General features: G+C 61.2%; 21 protein-coding genes and 1 other RNA gene. 13 read left to right on the top strand and 9 right to left on the bottom strand.

Translation table 11 applies throughout. From position 1 onward, the window contains the following. Window positions 1–38: 38 nt before the first annotated feature. Window positions 39–329, bottom strand: coding sequence for a chorismate mutase (locus K0O24_RS04190; protein ID WP_425514763.1), 291 nt, complete (start codon window positions 327–329; stop codon window positions 39–41). A gap of 95 nt (window positions 330–424) precedes the next feature. Between K0O24_RS04190 and K0O24_RS04185 the strand changes: the two genes are divergently transcribed. From K0O24_RS04185 to K0O24_RS04175, 3 genes are read left to right on the top strand one after another with little or no spacing between them, the layout of a single operon-like run. Next, on the top strand, window positions 425–1,438 hold the full coding sequence (locus K0O24_RS04185) for a polyprenyl synthetase family protein (RefSeq protein ID WP_219894583.1): 1,014 nt from the start codon (window positions 425–427) through the stop codon (window positions 1,436–1,438). Continuing rightward, entirely contained in the window at window positions 1,422–3,854 is a 2,433-nt protein-coding gene (hrpB, locus tag K0O24_RS04180) for an ATP-dependent helicase HrpB (RefSeq protein WP_219894582.1), read from the top strand. Before K0O24_RS04185 ends, hrpB begins: the two co-directional genes overlap by 17 nt. A 19-nt stretch (window positions 3,855–3,873) precedes the next feature. Continuing rightward, window positions 3,874–4,155 carry an ETC complex I subunit gene (locus K0O24_RS04175; protein WP_219894581.1) on the top strand — a complete coding sequence of 94 codons (282 nt, stop codon included), beginning with the start codon at window positions 3,874–3,876 and terminating at the stop codon, window positions 4,153–4,155. Here the strand turns inward: K0O24_RS04175 and K0O24_RS04170 are convergent. From K0O24_RS04170 to K0O24_RS04155, 4 genes are read right to left on the bottom strand one after another with little or no spacing between them, the layout of a single operon-like run. Next, complete coding sequence (locus tag K0O24_RS04170) at window positions 4,148–4,666, bottom strand: NUDIX hydrolase (RefSeq protein ID WP_219894580.1); 519 nt, start codon at window positions 4,664–4,666, stop codon at window positions 4,148–4,150. The genes K0O24_RS04175 and K0O24_RS04170 overlap by 8 nt on opposite strands. Further along, window positions 4,663–5,346 (bottom strand): TPM domain-containing protein, encoded by a 684-nt coding sequence (locus tag K0O24_RS04165; protein WP_219894579.1) that lies wholly within the window; start codon window positions 5,344–5,346, stop codon window positions 4,663–4,665. Before K0O24_RS04165 ends, K0O24_RS04170 begins: the two co-directional genes overlap by 4 nt. Continuing rightward, on the bottom strand, window positions 5,346–6,116 hold the full coding sequence (locus K0O24_RS04160) for a TPM domain-containing protein (protein WP_219894578.1): 771 nt from the start codon (window positions 6,114–6,116) through the stop codon (window positions 5,346–5,348). The genes K0O24_RS04165 and K0O24_RS04160 overlap by 1 nt, the downstream gene beginning before the upstream one ends. Before the next feature lie 28 nt (window positions 6,117–6,144). Next, the gene (locus tag K0O24_RS04155) at window positions 6,145–6,744 is read right to left on the bottom strand and encodes a LemA family protein (protein ID WP_246611122.1); all 600 of its coding nucleotides are present in this window, start codon (window positions 6,742–6,744) and stop codon (window positions 6,145–6,147) included. Between the two features lie 128 nt (window positions 6,745–6,872). Between K0O24_RS04155 and mscL the strand changes: the two genes are divergently transcribed. Then, window positions 6,873–7,283: a large conductance mechanosensitive channel protein MscL gene (gene mscL / locus K0O24_RS04150; RefSeq protein ID WP_219895461.1), complete on the top strand. Its 411-nt coding sequence runs from the start codon at window positions 6,873–6,875 to the stop codon at window positions 7,281–7,283. A 6-nt stretch (window positions 7,284–7,289) separates the two neighbouring features. Here mscL and K0O24_RS04145 read toward each other — a convergent pair whose 3' ends face one another. Next, window positions 7,290–7,721: an RrF2 family transcriptional regulator gene (locus K0O24_RS04145; RefSeq protein ID WP_219894576.1), complete on the bottom strand. Its 432-nt coding sequence runs from the start codon at window positions 7,719–7,721 to the stop codon at window positions 7,290–7,292. Between the two features lie 57 nt (window positions 7,722–7,778). Between K0O24_RS04145 and ssrA the strand changes: the two genes are divergently transcribed. Both ssrA and rpmG read left to right on the top strand, forming a co-directional pair. Beyond that, window positions 7,779–8,122: a transfer-messenger RNA gene (ssrA, locus tag K0O24_RS04140) on the top strand. Window positions 8,123–8,303: 181 nt separating this feature from the next. Continuing rightward, entirely contained in the window at window positions 8,304–8,471 is a 168-nt protein-coding gene (gene rpmG, locus K0O24_RS04135) for a 50S ribosomal protein L33 (RefSeq protein WP_219894575.1), read from the top strand. Window positions 8,472–8,564: 93 nt separating this feature from the next. Here the strand turns inward: rpmG and K0O24_RS04130 are convergent, their stop codons facing one another. Next, window positions 8,565–8,954: a response regulator gene (locus K0O24_RS04130; protein ID WP_219894574.1), complete on the bottom strand. Its 390-nt coding sequence runs from the start codon at window positions 8,952–8,954 to the stop codon at window positions 8,565–8,567. Window positions 8,955–8,996: 42 nt separating this feature from the next. Here K0O24_RS04130 and K0O24_RS04125 point away from each other — a divergent pair, with 42 nt between their 5' ends. The 4 genes from K0O24_RS04125 to K0O24_RS04110 are packed head-to-tail and all read left to right on the top strand — an operon-like array spanning window position 8,997 to window position 11,518. Continuing rightward, window positions 8,997–9,263, top strand: coding sequence for a DUF3572 family protein (locus K0O24_RS04125; RefSeq protein ID WP_219894573.1), 267 nt, complete (start codon window positions 8,997–8,999; stop codon window positions 9,261–9,263). After that, the gene (locus tag K0O24_RS04120) at window positions 9,260–9,880 is read left to right on the top strand and encodes an HAD family hydrolase (RefSeq protein WP_219894572.1); all 621 of its coding nucleotides are present in this window, start codon (window positions 9,260–9,262) and stop codon (window positions 9,878–9,880) included. Before K0O24_RS04125 ends, K0O24_RS04120 begins: the two co-directional genes overlap by 4 nt. A 26-nt stretch (window positions 9,881–9,906) precedes the next feature. After that, on the top strand, window positions 9,907–10,389 hold the full coding sequence (locus K0O24_RS04115; protein ID WP_219895460.1) for a RidA family protein: 483 nt from the start codon (window positions 9,907–9,909) through the stop codon (window positions 10,387–10,389). After that, window positions 10,361–11,518: a GNAT family N-acetyltransferase gene (locus tag K0O24_RS04110; protein ID WP_219894571.1), complete on the top strand. Its 1,158-nt coding sequence runs from the start codon at window positions 10,361–10,363 to the stop codon at window positions 11,516–11,518. The genes K0O24_RS04115 and K0O24_RS04110 overlap by 29 nt, the downstream gene beginning before the upstream one ends. On the opposite strand, the gene K0O24_RS04105 is transcribed toward K0O24_RS04110, so the two are convergent. Beyond that, a complete protein-coding gene (locus K0O24_RS04105; protein ID WP_219894570.1) occupies window positions 11,515–11,811 on the bottom strand; it encodes an SEL1-like repeat protein in 297 nt (98 codons plus the stop codon). The two genes, K0O24_RS04110 and K0O24_RS04105, sit on opposite strands and share 4 nt — an antisense overlap. Window positions 11,812–11,908: 97 nt before the next feature. Further along, window positions 11,909–12,745 (bottom strand): pantoate--beta-alanine ligase, encoded by an 837-nt coding sequence (panC, locus tag K0O24_RS04100; RefSeq protein ID WP_219894569.1) that lies wholly within the window; start codon window positions 12,743–12,745, stop codon window positions 11,909–11,911. An 83-nt stretch (window positions 12,746–12,828) separates the two neighbouring features. Here panC and K0O24_RS04095 point away from each other — a divergent pair, with 83 nt between their 5' ends. Genes K0O24_RS04095 through pgmG form a run of 3 tightly spaced genes read left to right on the top strand, consistent with a single transcriptional unit; the run spans window position 12,829 to window position 15,281 of the window. Beyond that, the gene (locus K0O24_RS04095) at window positions 12,829–13,626 is read left to right on the top strand and encodes a division plane positioning ATPase MipZ (protein ID WP_219894568.1); all 798 of its coding nucleotides are present in this window, start codon (window positions 12,829–12,831) and stop codon (window positions 13,624–13,626) included. Continuing rightward, window positions 13,623–13,886: a J domain-containing protein gene (locus K0O24_RS04090; protein ID WP_219894567.1), complete on the top strand. Its 264-nt coding sequence runs from the start codon at window positions 13,623–13,625 to the stop codon at window positions 13,884–13,886. The genes K0O24_RS04095 and K0O24_RS04090 overlap by 4 nt, the downstream gene beginning before the upstream one ends. Before the next feature lie 9 nt (window positions 13,887–13,895). After that, complete coding sequence (pgmG, locus tag K0O24_RS04085) at window positions 13,896–15,281, top strand: phosphoglucomutase/phosphomannomutase PgmG (RefSeq protein WP_219894566.1); 1,386 nt, start codon at window positions 13,896–13,898, stop codon at window positions 15,279–15,281. Window positions 15,282–15,288 lie beyond the last annotated feature (7 nt).

Here is a 15,288-nt window from a genome sequence, read left to right as displayed (position 1 = left end):
ACCCCTAGCTAGTGACTGGGTGGCAAAACGGCAAGATTTCAGCCAAGATCGGACTTTATTTGCGTATGATGCCGGATCACCTCATCAATGATGAAGCGCAGAAACTTCTCGGTGAAGTCAGGATTGAGATCAGCCTCCACCGCAAGCGTCCTGAGGCGCGCGATCTGCGCTTCCTCCCGCGCAGGGTCGGCCGCAGGCAAACTGTTTTCTGCCTTGTACTGACCGACGGCCTGAGTAACCTTGAAACGCTCGGCCAGCAAATAAACCAGGGCCGCATCAATATTATCGATGCTCTGGCGGTATTGTCGCAGCTTGTCGGCGGTCATCATCCGAATTCCTTGTTCGCAAATGAAGCATCTTGCAAGTCGGATCGCCCGCTTTGCACTTGCGCCAAAGGCTGTTGGTCGCCAGAGGAGTCCCCATCATGACGGCAACGCTTCATCGCATCGGTACGGACAGGCAGCCTTCGCTTGATTCCATCATCAATCTCGTCGCGGCTGAAATGAATCATGTCAATGCGGTCATCCTTGAACGGATGCAGTCGCAGATCCCGTTGATCCCGGAATTGGCTGGCCACCTGATTGCCGGTGGCGGCAAGCGGATGCGGCCGATGCTGACCCTGGCGACTGCGCGTCTGCTCGATTATTCCGGAGCACGCCATCACAAGCTCGCTGCGGCGGTCGAATTCATCCACACGGCAACGCTCCTGCATGACGATGTCGTTGACGGGTCCGACCTGAGGCGGGGGCGACGCACAGCAAACATCATCTGGGGCAATCCGGCCAGCGTGCTGGTCGGGGATTTCCTGTTCAGCCGGTCTTTCGAGCTGATGGTTGAGGATGGCAGCCTCAAGGTCCTCAAGATCCTGTCCAATGCCTCTGCGGTCATTGCCGAAGGTGAGGTCAACCAGTTGACGGCGCAGCGCCAGGTCAACACGGGCGAAGACAAGTATCTTGATATCATCGGGGCCAAGACAGCCGCCCTTTTTGCCGCAGCCTGCCGAATCTCCGCCGTTGTCGCCGAGCGGGACGAAGCAACCGAAGAGGCGCTCGACAGCTACGGTCGCAACCTTGGCATTGCGTTCCAGCTCGTCGATGACGCAATCGACTATGCATCGGATGCCGAAACCATGGGCAAGGGCGTCGGTGACGATTTCCGCGACGGCAAGGTGACGTTGCCGGTCATTCTGGCGCATGCGCGCGGCAGTGCCGAAGACAGGGCCTTCTGGCAGGCGGCCATGGAAGGCCGTCGGATCTCGGACGAAGACCTTTCCTATGCCAAGACGCTGCTCGCACAGACCCGCGCCATTGACGACACGCTGATGCGGGCGCGCCATTATGGGCAGCGCGCCATCGATGCGCTTGGCCCCTTTGCGTCGAGTGCCGCAAAGAGCGCGCTGATCGAAGCCGTCGAGTTTGCGATTGCCCGAGCGTACTGACACGCTTCCTGTCCAAGACGTCCTGCCGGAATTGCTCGCCTGCCTGCAGGATCGGCCCAACGCTGTCCTGATTGCGCCACCGGGCGCCGGCAAGACGACCGCCGTCGCCCCGGCCCTGCTTCGCGCGGATTGGTGCACGGGGCAAATTCTGCTCCTTTCTCCAAGGCGGATTGCCGCACGTGCGGCAGCCGAGCGCATGGCCGAACTGGCCGGCGAACCCGTGGGGCAGACGATCGGATATGCCACGCGGCTCGATTCGAAGCAGTCCGGGGCAACGCGAATCCTGGTCCTGACCGAGGGCATCTTCCGCAATCGCATCCAGGCGGATCCCGAACTCTCTGGCGTTTCCGCGGTGCTGTTCGATGAAGTGCATGAACGCAGCCTCGACAGCGATTTCGGCCTGGCGCTTGCGCTCGATGCGCAAGAAGCGCTCCGGCCCGACCTGAAACTGGTCGCCATGTCTGCAACACTGGACGGGGAACGTTTTGCCGCCCTGATGACCGCGGGCGTGATAACAAGCGAAGGTCGCAGCCATCCCCTCGCCATCAGGCATATCGGGCGCAGGGCAGAAGCCCGGATCGAGGATGAAATGGCAGCTGCGATTCGCCGCGCGATGGCCGAGGAAGAGGGCGACATCCTCGCCTTCCTGCCCGGCGTTGGCGAGATCGAGCGGACGGCCGAGAAAATTTCAGCAATGCCCGCAGAGATTCACCGCCTGCACGGCAGCCTTGATCCTGCCGAACAGCGGGCAGCCATTCGCAAAGGTGCAGGACGCAAGGTCATTCTTGCGACCAGCATTGCCGAAACAAGCCTGACGATCGACGGTGTGCGCATTGTGGTCGACAGCGGACTCGCGCGCCGCGCCCGCTATGACCGGAGCGCAGGTGTGACCCGTCTGGTCACCGAACGGGTCAGCCAGGCGGCTGCCACACAGCGCGCCGGCCGCGCGGCGCGCCAAGGCGCGGGTGTAGCCTACAGGCTGTGGGAAGAGGGAGCGACGGCCGGCCTGCTCCGGTTTGACCCGCCCGAGATACTGGAGGCCGATCTCTCTCCCCTGCTGCTCGACTGCGCGCTTTGGGGCGTCGCGGATCCGGGAACGCTGCGTTGGCTGGATCCACCTCCGCCAGCCGCCCTTGCCGAAGCAGGAAAGCGGCTTTCCACGCTCGGTGCGCTGGATGAGGGCGGTCGGCCGACAGCGCATGGTCGAGACATTGCCAGATTGCCCCTGCCCCCCCGGCTTGCCCATATGCTTGTAAATGCGGCGGAGCAGGGTGAGGGCGTTCTGGCCGCAGAGGTCGCCGTCCTGCTTTCCGAACGCGGGCTGGGCGGAAGCGATCCGGACCTGTACGCAAGGCTGGACCGCTGGCGGCGCGATCGGGGCAAGCGCGCTGACGCTGCCCGAGGGCTGGCGCGACGCTGGGCAGGGCTGGTGCGGGCTAGCGGTCCAGCCACCGGCAATCCTGCCCGATGCGTGGCTCTCGCCTTTCCGGACCGAATCGCCCGACGGCGCGACGCGAACGGGGAACATTGGATCAGTAGCGGGGGCAGGGGCTTCCGGCTCGATCCGGCAAGCGCCCTCGCGCGCAGCGAATGGCTTGCTGTTGCCGACATACAAGGCGCAGCTTCGGGGGCACGAATTCTTTCCGCCGTCGCGATTGATTCGGGCGAGGTGGAAACGCTGTTTGCCGACCGGATCGAGACCGGAATCCAGCTTCGCTTCGATCCCGAGACCGGCAGCGTGCGAACCATGTCCGGCCGCCACCTCGGTGCGATCATGCTGTCGCGGGCCGATAATGCGGAGGCGCGTGCAGAGGACATTGCCGCCGTGCTGCTTCAGGGCGTGCGCGAGCATGGGCTTGCGGTTATCGACTGGCCACAGTCCGCAGTGGCATTGCGGCAACGCGCGGTCTGGGCCGGCCTTGAGGCGCTGTCGGATGACGCTCTGCTGTCTACACTCGACGACTGGCTGAGCCCCTTGCTCGTGAGCAAGCGGCGGCTATCGGACATCGCAGCCGATGCCCTTCATTCAGCGTTATGGGCACTACTGGGCTGGGACGGGCAACAACAGCTGGCGAAGCTTGCTCCCGCACAGTTCTGCTCCCCCGCCGGAACAGCGCACGAGATCGACTATGCCGCCAATGCCGGTCCGACCGTCACCTTGCGCGTGCAGGCTTTGTTTGGTCTCTCTGAACATCCCGTGATAGGGCCCGAACGGACACCTCTGGTGCTCTCGCTGACCTCGCCTGCCGGTCGGCCGATCCAGACAACGCGAGACCTGCCCGGCTTCTGGCGGGGCAGCTGGGCAGACGTCGCAAAGGACATGCGCGGGCGTTACCCACGGCACAACTGGCCCGACGACCCGACACAGGCTGTTGCGAGTCTCAAGACCAAGAAGGCCCTTGATCGGCGGGGATGAATCAGGGAAAGAGCAGCGCATGAGCCATGTACGCATCTATCAGAAGCCCAAGAACGCCATGCAGTCAGGCCGCTACGGCACCGACAGATGGATATTGGAATTTGAGCCTACGGACGCGCAGCGCGCCGACCCTCTGATGGGTTGGGCGGGAAGTGGGGACACACGGCGGCAGCTCGTCCTTAAGTTTCCCACACTTGAAGCTGCCAAGGCCTATGCCGACGGCAAGGGCCTGGTCGCGACCATTGTGCCAGCACCGAAAAAGATCCTGAAGCTTCAGGCCTATGCTGACAATTTCAGATAAGCTGACTGCCAAGTAGCATCAGCAGTTTCGCGTCCATAGCACAGCCTGACGCGCGTTTTGCAGCAATGAAGCCTGCGATGCCGGAAAGTGGCACGCGGTGGACGGTGATGTTCTCCCCGTCGGTGCCGCCGCCCTCGCCGACCTTTTCCAGCCCGACCGCCCGAACGAAGTAGAAGCTTTCGCTGACCATGCCGGGCGACGAGTGAAATTCGCCGATCCGCTCGATATGGCGGGGACGATAGCCGGTTTCTTCCTCAAGTTCGCGCGCTGCCGCATGTTCGACGGGTTCATTCTCGGTTTCATCACCCACAAGGCCCGCCGGGAGTTCAAGGCAATTGACGCCCAGGGGCACCCGAAACTGTTCGACAAGCAACACATCGCCCGCGTCGATCGCAAGGATCACGGCAGCCTTTATGCCCCTGGCGCGCGAGACATATTCCCATTTGCCGCGGGTCTTTGCGGTGATGAAACGGCCTTGCCAGACAATCTGCTCGTCCTCGGAATCGCTCATAATTCAATGAGCCGATCGGGAAGCTCGTTCACATCGTCGGCAGCGCGCGGAAAATGCGCGGAGAGAACCTTGCCGACGTCACCAATCGCCGCCACCATCCCGTCGGCCAGCCGGCCTTCACGCACTTCGGCGACAAGCTTGGCCATCGCTTCGCCCCAGGTTTCGGCCGTGACCTTCGAATGGATGGCTTCGTCGGCAACGATTTCGGCACGGTGTTCGGCCATGGACAGGTAGATGAGCACACCGGTCCGCCCCGATGTGCGCCGCTCTGCGCCGACCTTGAAATAGCGGATCGCGCGCCTGCGTACCCGCTCTGCCTTGACGATGCCGGGCGTCAGGAAAAGCCGGAGGGGCATCCAGGACAAGAGCAGCCGCATGGCAACGAACTTGATGACCGCAACCGCAAGGGCGAGCTCAAAGGCTTCCGCCAGCGTCCATTCGACAATCCAGCCACCGGTAAACGTCGCGACCAACCCCGTGTAGAACTCGGGAAACGCCGCCAAGGCGGTAAGCGCCAGCACCGCAATTCCGATCGACCACCAGAGCGCCACATCAAGATAGCGGTCCGATGTATCGGCAATGATTGTGACAATCTCTCCGGCCGTTGATGCCTCTGCGTCACGCACGGCATCGCTGACGCGCTGGTGGTCGGCTTCGGTCATCATCGTGAGCTTCGCCATCACCACCCCCCGGAGGCGCCACCGCCTCCGAATGAACCGCCGCCGCCCGAAAAGCCGCCACCTCCGCCGAAGCCACCTGAACTCCCCCCGCCCCAGCCGCCGCCCGAGCCGCCGCCCCAGATGATCACTGGCCCGCTGCCATAGCGGCGCCCCCGGCCACGACCAAAGATAGAGCGGAACAGTGGCAGGATGAAGAAGAAGAAAATGAATAGCCAGAACAGAGCGCTGCTGACCGAATCGCCCCGTTTGGCGTCTGCTGCTTGCGTGGCCAGTTGGGCCGCATATTTCGCCGCTTCTTCCGGCGGCAGGCGCAGCTGGGCGATAATGGCATCGGTTCCGGCCATGATGCCGCCGGGAAAATCCCCCGCCTTGAATGCCGGGATGATCTGCGTGTTGATGATGACGCTCGAAAAGGCATCGGTCAGGATCGGCTCAAGACCATAGCCAACCTCGATACGGACCTTGCGGTCGTTGGGCGCGACAAGAAGGATCGCACCGTTGTTCTGGTCCTTTTGCCCGATGCCCCAACTTCGCCCGAGCCGGTAGCCATAATCGGCGATATCATAGCCTTCGAGGCTGGGCACTGTCGCGACAACCAGCTGGCGCGAACTTTCCTTTTCGAGCGCATCGAGCTTGGCCGTCAATGCGGCTTCCTGATCATCGGGAATGATGTTGGCCGCATCGACCACCCGCCCGGTAAGGGGCGGGAAAGTCTGCGCATGCGCGACACCGGCGATCATCAGCAAGAGGCAGGCGAGCCACCTCATCATCCTGTCTCCCTCTGGAGGACGGCGTCGATCAGAACTTGACCGTGGGGGCCCGGTCCGCGTTCGGCGCAGTGGCCTCATAGGTCGTCATGGGCTTTGCGCCGTAGAAGATCTTCGCGCCGATCGCGTCGGGAAAGGTCCGGATCGTCGTGTTGTAGGCCTGAACCGCCGTATTATAATCCTTGATCGAGACGTTGATCCGGTTCTCTGTCCCCTCAAGCTGCGACTGGAGCGCGAGGAAATTCTGGTTCGATTTGAGATCGGGATAGGCTTCGACACTGGCCAGCAAGCGACCGAGCGAGCCGGACAGTGCAGTCTGTGCTTCCTGGAATTGCTTGACCTTTGCCGGATCGGAAAGGTCCGACGCGTTGACCTGAATGGACGTCGCCTTGGCGCGCGCTTCCGTCACTTGCGTCAGTACCGTCGATTCCTGCTTGGCATAGCCTTTCACGGTTTCAACGAGATTCGGGATCAGGTCCGCGCGGCGCTGATAGTCGGCCTGCACGTTCGACCATTTCGCCTTGGCATTTTCTTCGGCCGTCGGCACGCTGTTGATGCCACATCCGCTCAGCGACAGGGCCAGCGCGGGCGCAGCCAGTAAGGCCAGTTTACGACGTTTGAACTTGGTCACGATCAACTCCCATTGACAAGGTGTATGACGAAGATAGGACGCCCCGTGCCTCCCCGCAATATGCTTGCAATCGCTTTTAGTTGTGCCAGTCTTGCAGGGCTGGCTTTGGCACATTGGGAGATGGCGTGATGTGGGGTGAATTCAAGGCTTTCGTCAACAAGGGCAATGTTCTCGATCTGGCAGTGGGTGTCCTGATCGGAGCCGCCTTCGGAAAGATCATCTCGTCCTTCACCGACGATATTCTGATGCCCCTGATTGGCCTTCTGACAGGCGGCGGGGTCGATTTTTCAAACCGGTTCATCCTGTTGGGAGATCCGGGAGACAAGGTAATCACGACATTGGCCGAGGCAAAGGCGGCCAACATCGGTGTGTTCGCCTATGGCAATTTCATCACGGCGCTGATCAACTTCGTGATCCTGGCCTTCGTGATCTTCATGATCGTGCGCAGCGCAAACAGGATGATGAAGAGACACGAGACTGCCGGTACGCCCGAAGATGTGCTCCTTCTCAGGGAAATCCGGGATTCGCTCAAGAAGTAGCAGGCCTCAGGCCGCTTCCTTGTCCTCGGACACGGCGGCCGCAAGGCTTGTTCCGTCAAGAATGCGCGCTGTATCATCGCGCACGATCATCATGGCGCGCCGGATTTCGCACTTTTCCTCGTCGCGACAGTCCTTGCACTTCTTGTAGGCGGTCCGGCTGACGCAGGGCACAAGCGCCAACGGTCCTTCGATGACGCGTATGATATCCCCAAGCGAGATGAGGTGCGCTGGTCTGGCCAGGGCAAATCCGCCCTGCTTCCCGCGCGTCGAAACGACGAGGTTCGCCGCCTTGAGTTCAGTCAGGATGATTTCGAGGAATTTGCGCGGCACACTTGCTTCCGCGGCAATCCGGCTCATGGGCACCGGATGGTGATCCTTGGGCTCCCGCGCGAGCAAGAGCATGGCCCGCAGGCCGTAACGCGAACGCTGTGTCAGCATGTTAATCACCCTAGCAACTAGTGGAGATTAAAACAACCCTGATGCGCGGCACATCATGCACTTAACATTCAGGAATTCACGCCTATATTGGGAGGTGCCGGGTTCGCCCGGCTATGGCGATAAATGATGCCGTGCAATAGATGCAGCGGACCCGGGGGCGGTACCCGGCGGCTCCACCATAACCCTCGCGAAAGCGGGGGCCATGACGGGGCCGAACTAGGATCGACGTGTGTTGAAAAGCGGTATTTTTGCCCGGCATGAATAAGCCGTGAAATGGTTCAATCTCATAAGTGCCAACGATAACGAAGCACTTGCTATTGCTGCTTAACCCCAGGGCCTAACGGCCCAAGGTTAACCAACATAACGCGGTCGGGCTGAACCGGGCAACAGAATCAGACACCAGCGGCCCCGGGGGTGCCGGGCAACAGAAACCCCCGACCTGTTCGATCAGAATCTTCGCCCCTGCGCAGGGGTGACGAGATGGTTTGACCTGAACCCTTGACATTTCGGCTGGCGAATCTAATGGCCCCGCTTTCCGCGCATCGCGTGCGACCAGCATCATTTCACAAAGGTTTTCAGGTCATGGCCAAGCCAACCACCGTCAAGATCAAGCTCGCCAGCACGGCGGATACCGGCTTCTTCTATGTCACCAAGAAGAATCCGCGCACCAAGACCGAGAAGCTCTCGTTCAAGAAATATGATCCCGTCGTGCGCAAGCATGTCGAGTTCAAGGAAACCAAGATCAAGTAACGCGGCGCCCCTGCGAACGCAGGGGTCGTTTTTAAAGTGCGCGCCAGGGCGTTAAAGTGGCCCCTGCCTATACAAGGGCGGCGAAATGTCTCGTCAGACGAGCGCGCGCGAATCGGCCAGATCTGCCAATTCCCGGACAACACCGATAAACTTCATGAGCGAAATCGGCTTGGCAACATAAGCATCAGCCCCGGCCTCGCGAATGCGCTCCTCATCACCTTTTCCGGCATAGGCTGTCACGGCCATGACCGGAATCCGCCTGAGGATCACGTCGCGGCGAATCGCTTCGATCAGCTCCAGACCGCTGATATGCGGCATCTGGATGTCCATGATGATGATGTCCGGCGCGAACAGGGTTGCGCGATTGATCGCCTCTCGCGCGTCGCGAACGCCCTCCGCTTCAAACTCGTGAACGCGCAACAGATCGCAAAAGAGTTTCAGATTGAGTTCATTGTCCTCGACAACGAGCACCCTTTTTGCCACGCCAGCTTTCCCACTGATTTTCCCGGAAACGACCTCTAGGCGATGCTCAAGGCTGAGACAAACCCCCATGACACAATGGCGCTCGCGCTGTCGGCGCTGGCATGGATTCTTTCTGATGATGCCAGGGCAGGGCGGCTCCTCGCGCTGACTGGCCTTGACGGTGCAGACCTGCGTGCGCGGATCGGTGATCCGGCGCTGCACGATGCGATCTTCGCCTTTCTCGAAGCCCACCAGCCAGACCTGATGGCGTGTGCCGAATCGCTGGGCGTGCCGCCTGCGCAGCTTGCCCGGCCGGAGCCACAGCGATGAGCCGTCCACTGCTGATCACCGATTGCGACGAAGTGCTCCTCCATATGGTCGTACCGTTCGCTGAATGGCTTGATGAAGCGCATCATATCCATTTCGACCTCGACCTTGGCGACTTTGCCAATGCCTTGCGCCACAAAGCGACCGGAGAACTGGTGCCCGGACCCAATATATGGTCCTTGCTGCAAGACTTCTTCCGCACGGAAATGCCACGCCAAAAGGCCATCGATGGCGCCGTTGACGCCGTCAACGCAATTGCGGCCCATGCCGATGTCGTGATTCTGACCAATCTGACCGATGATTTTCAGGCGGCGCGCACCGAACAACTGCGCGCGGTCGGGATCGAGTTTCCGGTCTTCACCAATCAGGGTGGCAAGGGACGGCCGCTTTCGCGCATTGTCGCCGATTATGCGCCGAGTGTGACTGTCTTTGTCGACGATCTGGCGCACCAGCATATCTCGGTCGCTGAACATGCACCGGATGTCTGGAGGCTCCACATGGTCGGAGAGCCGAGGCTCCAGCCATTCATCAAGACTCCTGCCGCCGCGCATCATCGCATCGATGACTGGCAGAATGCGACTGGCTGGATTATTGATCGCTTCAAGGGAGTTCCGTTGTGACCGATTCCAAACCGAAACCGCTCAAGATGAACCCGCCCGCCCTTGAACAGGGTCCCGAAGACCGGCTTCAGGCCCTGGGCTTGACGCTGCCCAAGCCAGCAGCGCCCGTGGCAGCCTATGTGCCCACGGTCGAAGCGAACGGGATGCTCTATGTTTCTGGGCAGGTGTCCTTCCAGAACAACCAGTTGATGGTCGGACGGCTCGGTGATGACCGCGATCTTGCCTATGGTGTGCAAGCTGCACGCGCCTGCGGACTGATGGTGCTGGCCCAGATCAAGGCCGCACTGGGTTCGCTCGATCGCGTCGAACGGGTGGTCAAGCTCAATATCTTCGTCAATTCGGATCCGCGCTTCACCGATCAACCCAAGGTCGGCAATGGCGCGTCGGAACTGATGGTCGATGTGTTCGGCGACGCCGGAAAGCATGCGCGGGCTGCCGTTGGTGTGCCAACCCTGCCAATGGGCGCCGCCGTCGAGGTGGATGCGATTGTCGCAGTCAGGCCGGCCTGATTTGGCTGTCGCGCGGCTTGCGCAGGGCGTAAGCGATTTTGAAGCTGACGCCTGGGACCGATGCGCAGGCACCGGCAATCCCTTTGTCAGTCACGCCTTCCTCTCGATCCTCGAACGATCAGGCAGCGCCACGGTGGAAGCGGGATGGCAGCCGCTGCCCATTGCGATTGACGGGCCCGGGGGTGTTCTGGCCGGCGTTGCCCCTGCCTATGTCAAGAGCCACAGCCAGGGCGAATATGTGTTCGATCACGGCTGGGCCGATGCCTGGCACCGTGCGGGGGGTCAATATTATCCCAAGCTGGTCGTAGCCGCGCCCTTTTCTCCTGTGCCCGGGCCAAGGCTCCTCACCGATGACGAGGGTGTCGCGCGCGGCCTGATTGCCGCTGCAGAAGCGATTGTCACCCAGAACGGCCTGTCGTCTGCGCATGCAAACTTCCTGGACGCTCGGGACGTGGAGCGATTTCGCGCTGCCGGCTGGCTGATCCGCGAAGGGTCGCAATTCCATTGGGTCAATCAGACCTATGGGTCGTTTGACGATTTTCTGGCCGGACTTTCATCGCGCAAGCGCAAGGCTATTCGCAAGGAACGGGCCCATGCCCAATCCGGGTTGGAAATTGTTCACCTGACAGGCGATGCAATTGCAGAAGCGCATTGGGATGTCTTCTGGGACTTCTATCAGGACACAGGATCGCGAAAATGGGGCAGGCCCTATCTGACGCGCCGGTTCTTCAGCCTGTTGGGGGAAAGCATGGCCGACAAGGTCCTGCTGATTTTCGCCGTTCGGGACGGTCGCCCGATTGCGGGTGCGCTCAACCTGATCGGCGAAGACACATTATACGGGCGCTATTGGGGCTGCAACGAGGACGTGCCCTTCCTCCATTTCGAGCTTTGCTATTATCAGGCCATCGATTTCGCGATTGCACATGGTCTGGGTAAGGTCGAGGCCGGGGCACAGGGCGAACACAAGCTTGCCCGTGGCTATGGTCCGGTCCCGACTTGGTCGGCGCACTTTATCGCCGATCCGGGATTCAGGGCGGCTGTTGCCGACTTTGTGGAGCGCGAGCGTCGGGCGGTGGAACGGGAGATCGCGTTCCTCGGCGAACTGACGCCGTTCAGGAAGGGCGGCTAGGCAGCCCTGCGCATGGTTTCGGTGAGCCAGGCGCGCGCCTGGCGCTGGGCCTCGGCAATTTCCCGCGCGGTCATGTCTTCGGCAATTTCTGCCCGGCATTGCTGGCCCCGTTCGCTGCCATTCAGGGCAGCAAGGTTGAACCATTTATGCGCCTGGACGAGATCGACTTCGACTCCGCATCCCCCGGCCGAATAGGCAATGCCCAGTTCGTAAAAGGCGCGTGCGTCGCCGCGTGCGGCCTCTGCAAGGCGACTTTCGATCAGGAAATTGGCGCTGTTGTAGCTGCTTGCCATGGTAAACCCCCTTCACCAAATCATGTTGGGGAGGTTGTCGGCCAAAGATGGTCAACAAATGGTTAACGCGGATTGCGCTTTTTGAAGACGCTCTCGGTCAGAGGGCGATATTGTCGATCAGCCGTGTCGCGCCAATCCGTGCGGCAGCCAGCAACCGGCCTGTGCGATCATGCGTGGCAAGGGGCTCGAGCGTCGCTGCATCGACCAGGGCAAAATAATCGACCTGCGTGAAACCAGCCGCAAGCAGCCGCGCTTTGGCATCAGCAAGGGTCGCCTCGACATCCGCACCATTGCCAATGTCGCGGGCTGCATCGTTCAGCGCCCGCGGCAATGTCAGAGCGGCCTGGCGGTCCGCTGAGGAAAGATAGGCATTGCGCGATGACAGGGCGAGACCATCCGTATCCCGCACGATCGGCATGCCGATGATTTCGACATCCAGATCGAGATCGCGTGCCATGCGACGAATGATTGCCAGTTGCTGCCAATCCTTTTCGCCAAAGACGGCAATGTCGGGACGGACCTGATTGAACAGCTTGGCAACGACTGTCGCCACGCCTTCGAAATGGCCCGGCCGGGCAGCCCCGCACCAGAGTTCGCCGAGGTTCGCGACCTTTACGCTCGTTGCAAAACCATCTGGGTAGACTTCCGACACCGACGGCATCCAAAGCGCGGTCACGCCTGCTTCGGCAAGGCGTGCGGCGTCGGCCTCTTCCGATCGCGGATATTTGTCCAGATCCTCATTGGGCCCGAACTGTTTGGGGTTCACGAAGATCGACACAATCACATCGTCGGCCTGCCGCCTCGCCAGCTCGACCAGGGACATGTGTCCGGCATGCAAAGCGCCCATTGTCGGCACAAGCGCAAGGGTCCGCCCGCTCTCGCGTATCAATTTGGTGCGTTCGCGCAAGGCGGAAAGCTGACGGATGATTTGCACGGGCAGGCCTGCTCAGATATGGACGGTCGCGCGCTCCTTGGCGGGCGGGAACCAATGAATCAAGAGGCTGGACCTTAACACCGATGGCGCAGAACACGCACGTAATTGTCTTCGCCAATGAAAAGGGCGGCACGGGAAAGTCGACGACGGCGGTGCATACTGCGGTTGCGCTGCAGAGCACCGGCCACAGCGTTGCAGCGATTGACCTTGATACCCGCCAGAAGACCATGACACGCTATCTCGACAATCGCGAAGCCACAGCACGCCGGCGGCAGATTGATCTGCCCTCGCCGCGGCATGTCGCGCTCGGCCTGATGACAGCAGCGGGCCTGGATCAGGAAATGGCCCGGATCGGCAGTGGCGCGGATTTCATCGTGATCGATACGCCCGGACGTGACGATCCGGTCTCCCGCGCGGCGATTGCCCGGGCCGACACGATTGTGACCCCCATCAACGACAGTTTCGTGGACCTTGACCTGATCGGGCAGGTCGATGCCGAAACCTTCCGGGTTAAACGCCCGAGCTTCTACGCCGAATTGATCTGGGACCTGCGCAAGGAACGCGCCCGTGCCGATGGGGCAACCGTCGATTGGGTCGTGCTGCGCAACCGTCTGCAGCATATCGATGCGCACAATATGCGCCGCGTCGGGAAGGCGCTTGTCGAACTGTCGAAGCGCGTCGGCTTCCGGACCATTTCAGGGCTGGGCGAACGCGTGATCTACCGCGAACTCTTTCCAAAGGGCCTTACGCTTCTTGATGTCGATGCAATCGGCGGCATTGGCCTTAGCCATATCGCCGCGCGGCAGGAATTGCGTGAGCTTGTGGCCGGCCTGGCCTTGCCGGTCCGCGAGAGCGATCAGCCGGAACTGGCTTTCGCATGATCCGCCTTCTGGTCTTTGCGGGGCTGCTGTATCTCCTCTACGTGTTCGGAAAGCGCGCGATCTCGCCCGGTTCGGCGATGAGCCTGACCGAAGCGGCCCGCGTTCTGGACGTGGCGCCTGATGCCGATCCGGCCACCATTGTCGAGGCGCACAAACGGCTGATCGCGAAAGTCCATCCGGATGCCGGGGGGACCTCGCCGCTTGCAACTCAGGTTAATCAGGCCCGCGATATACTGCTTCGTAACATTTCCTCGCGATAGGCGTCTTTCATGTCACATCACTTCGATCCGGTCGCGCTCCGCGAATATGATATCCGCGGCATAGTTGGGAAAACCCTTGGAGAGGCGGATGCTTATGCCATCGGCCGGACCTTCGGCACGATAGTCCGCCGCGACGGCGGCAAATGTGTCGCGGTCGGTTATGACGGCAGGCTCTCATCGCCCATGCTCGAAGCCTCCTTGCTGAAGGGGCTGACGGAAAGCGGGATTGATGTTGTGCGGGTCGGGCTAGGTCCAACGCCCATGCTCTATTACGCCGAATCGGTGCTCGATGGCGTCGATGGGGGCATCCAGATTACCGGCAGCCACAATCCGGCCGACTATAACGGCTTCAAGATGGTGCTGCGTCACGGCCCCTTCTACGGTGAGGATATCCAGAAGCTCGGGCGCATGGCCGCCGTCGCAGACTGGGAAAGCGGTGCCGGCGCAACAACGGACTGCGATATCGAGGATGCCTATGTCGCGCGGCTGGCCCGCGACTATCCTGGCCGCGCTTTCCGCATCGGCTGGGACGCTGGCAACGGCGCCGCCGGACGGGTGATCGAGAAGCTGACACGCCTTCTCCCCGGTGAGCACCACCTTCTGTACACCCAGATCGACGGGCGGTTCCCGAACCATCATCCCGATCCCACGGTCGAGGAAAATCTCGCCGACCTCAAAGCCCTTGTTGCGGAAAAGTCGCTTGATTTCGGCGTTGCCTTTGACGGCGACGGCGACCGGATCGGGGCGATCGACGGACAGGGCCGCGTGATCTGGGGCGACCAGATTCTTTCCATTCTGGCAGAATCCGTGCTTCAGCAGGAACCGGGCGCAACGATCATTGCCGATGTGAAGGCCAGCCAGGCCCTTTATGACCGGATTGCCGAACTGGGCGGACAGCCGCTGATGTGGAAGACCGGGCACAGCCTGATCAAGGTCAAGATGAAGGAAACCGACAGCCCGCTGGCCGGCGAAATGAGCGGGCATATCTTCTATCGGCATGGCTGGTACGGGTTTGACGATGCCCAATATGTCGCGGTGCGATTCATGCAGGCGATTGCCGAACAGGGCGGCTCCCTGACAGCCATCCGAGACGCGATGCCAGACATGATCAACACCCCGGAACTGCGCTTCCAGGTCGATGAAAGCCGCAAGTTCGCTGTTGTAGATGAAGTTCTGGCAAGGCTTGAAGCCGAAGGGGCCAACATCAACCGCACGGACGGCGCCCGCGTGAATACGCCCGATGGCTGGTGGCTTCTGCGGGCCTCTAACACCCAGGATGTGCTGGTCGCTCGCGCCGAAGCGCAGGATCAGGCGGGCCTCGACCGGCTGATGGCCCAGATCGATGCGCAGCTGGCTGCATCGGGGCTGAAGCGAGGGGAATCCGTAGGGCATTGATTCTTGC

Origin of the sequence: Aquisediminimonas profunda, assembly GCF_019443285.1 — a bacterium.
GTDB lineage: Bacteria > Pseudomonadota > Alphaproteobacteria > Sphingomonadales > Sphingomonadaceae > Aquisediminimonas > Aquisediminimonas profunda.
Note: the sequence above shows the minus strand (reverse complement) of the source record. Positions and strands in the feature narration are given on the sequence as shown.

Coding starts and splice junctions, on each gene's coding strand:
- K0O24_RS04115 (WP_219895460.1), top strand. CDS start 9,907: ATGAACCCGCCCGCCCTTGAACAGGGTCCCGAAGACCGGCTTCAGGCC.
- K0O24_RS04125 (WP_219894573.1), top strand. CDS start 8,997: ATGCTCAAGGCTGAGACAAACCCCCATGACACAATGGCGCTCGCGCTG.
- K0O24_RS04160 (WP_219894578.1), bottom strand. CDS start 6,116: ATGATGAGGTGGCTCGCCTGCCTCTTGCTGATGATCGCCGGTGTCGCG.
- rpmG (WP_219894575.1), top strand. CDS start 8,304: ATGGCCAAGCCAACCACCGTCAAGATCAAGCTCGCCAGCACGGCGGAT.
- K0O24_RS04105 (WP_219894570.1), bottom strand. CDS start 11,811: ATGGCAAGCAGCTACAACAGCGCCAATTTCCTGATCGAAAGTCGCCTT.
- K0O24_RS04165 (WP_219894579.1), bottom strand. CDS start 5,346: ATGGCGAAGCTCACGATGATGACCGAAGCCGACCACCAGCGCGTCAGC.
- K0O24_RS04185 (WP_219894583.1), top strand. CDS start 425: ATGACGGCAACGCTTCATCGCATCGGTACGGACAGGCAGCCTTCGCTT.
- K0O24_RS04095 (WP_219894568.1), top strand. CDS start 12,829: ATGGCGCAGAACACGCACGTAATTGTCTTCGCCAATGAAAAGGGCGGC.
- mscL (WP_219895461.1), top strand. CDS start 6,873: ATGTGGGGTGAATTCAAGGCTTTCGTCAACAAGGGCAATGTTCTCGAT.
- K0O24_RS04170 (WP_219894580.1), bottom strand. CDS start 4,666: ATGAGCGATTCCGAGGACGAGCAGATTGTCTGGCAAGGCCGTTTCATC.
- K0O24_RS04145 (WP_219894576.1), bottom strand. CDS start 7,721: ATGCTGACACAGCGTTCGCGTTACGGCCTGCGGGCCATGCTCTTGCTC.
- K0O24_RS04090 (WP_219894567.1), top strand. CDS start 13,623: ATGATCCGCCTTCTGGTCTTTGCGGGGCTGCTGTATCTCCTCTACGTG.
- K0O24_RS04110 (WP_219894571.1), top strand. CDS start 10,361: ATGCGATTGTCGCAGTCAGGCCGGCCTGATTTGGCTGTCGCGCGGCTT.
- K0O24_RS04120 (WP_219894572.1), top strand. CDS start 9,260: ATGAGCCGTCCACTGCTGATCACCGATTGCGACGAAGTGCTCCTCCAT.
- K0O24_RS04175 (WP_219894581.1), top strand. CDS start 3,874: ATGAGCCATGTACGCATCTATCAGAAGCCCAAGAACGCCATGCAGTCA.
- pgmG (WP_219894566.1), top strand. CDS start 13,896: ATGTCACATCACTTCGATCCGGTCGCGCTCCGCGAATATGATATCCGC.
- K0O24_RS04190 (WP_425514763.1), bottom strand. CDS start 329: ATGATGACCGCCGACAAGCTGCGACAATACCGCCAGAGCATCGATAAT.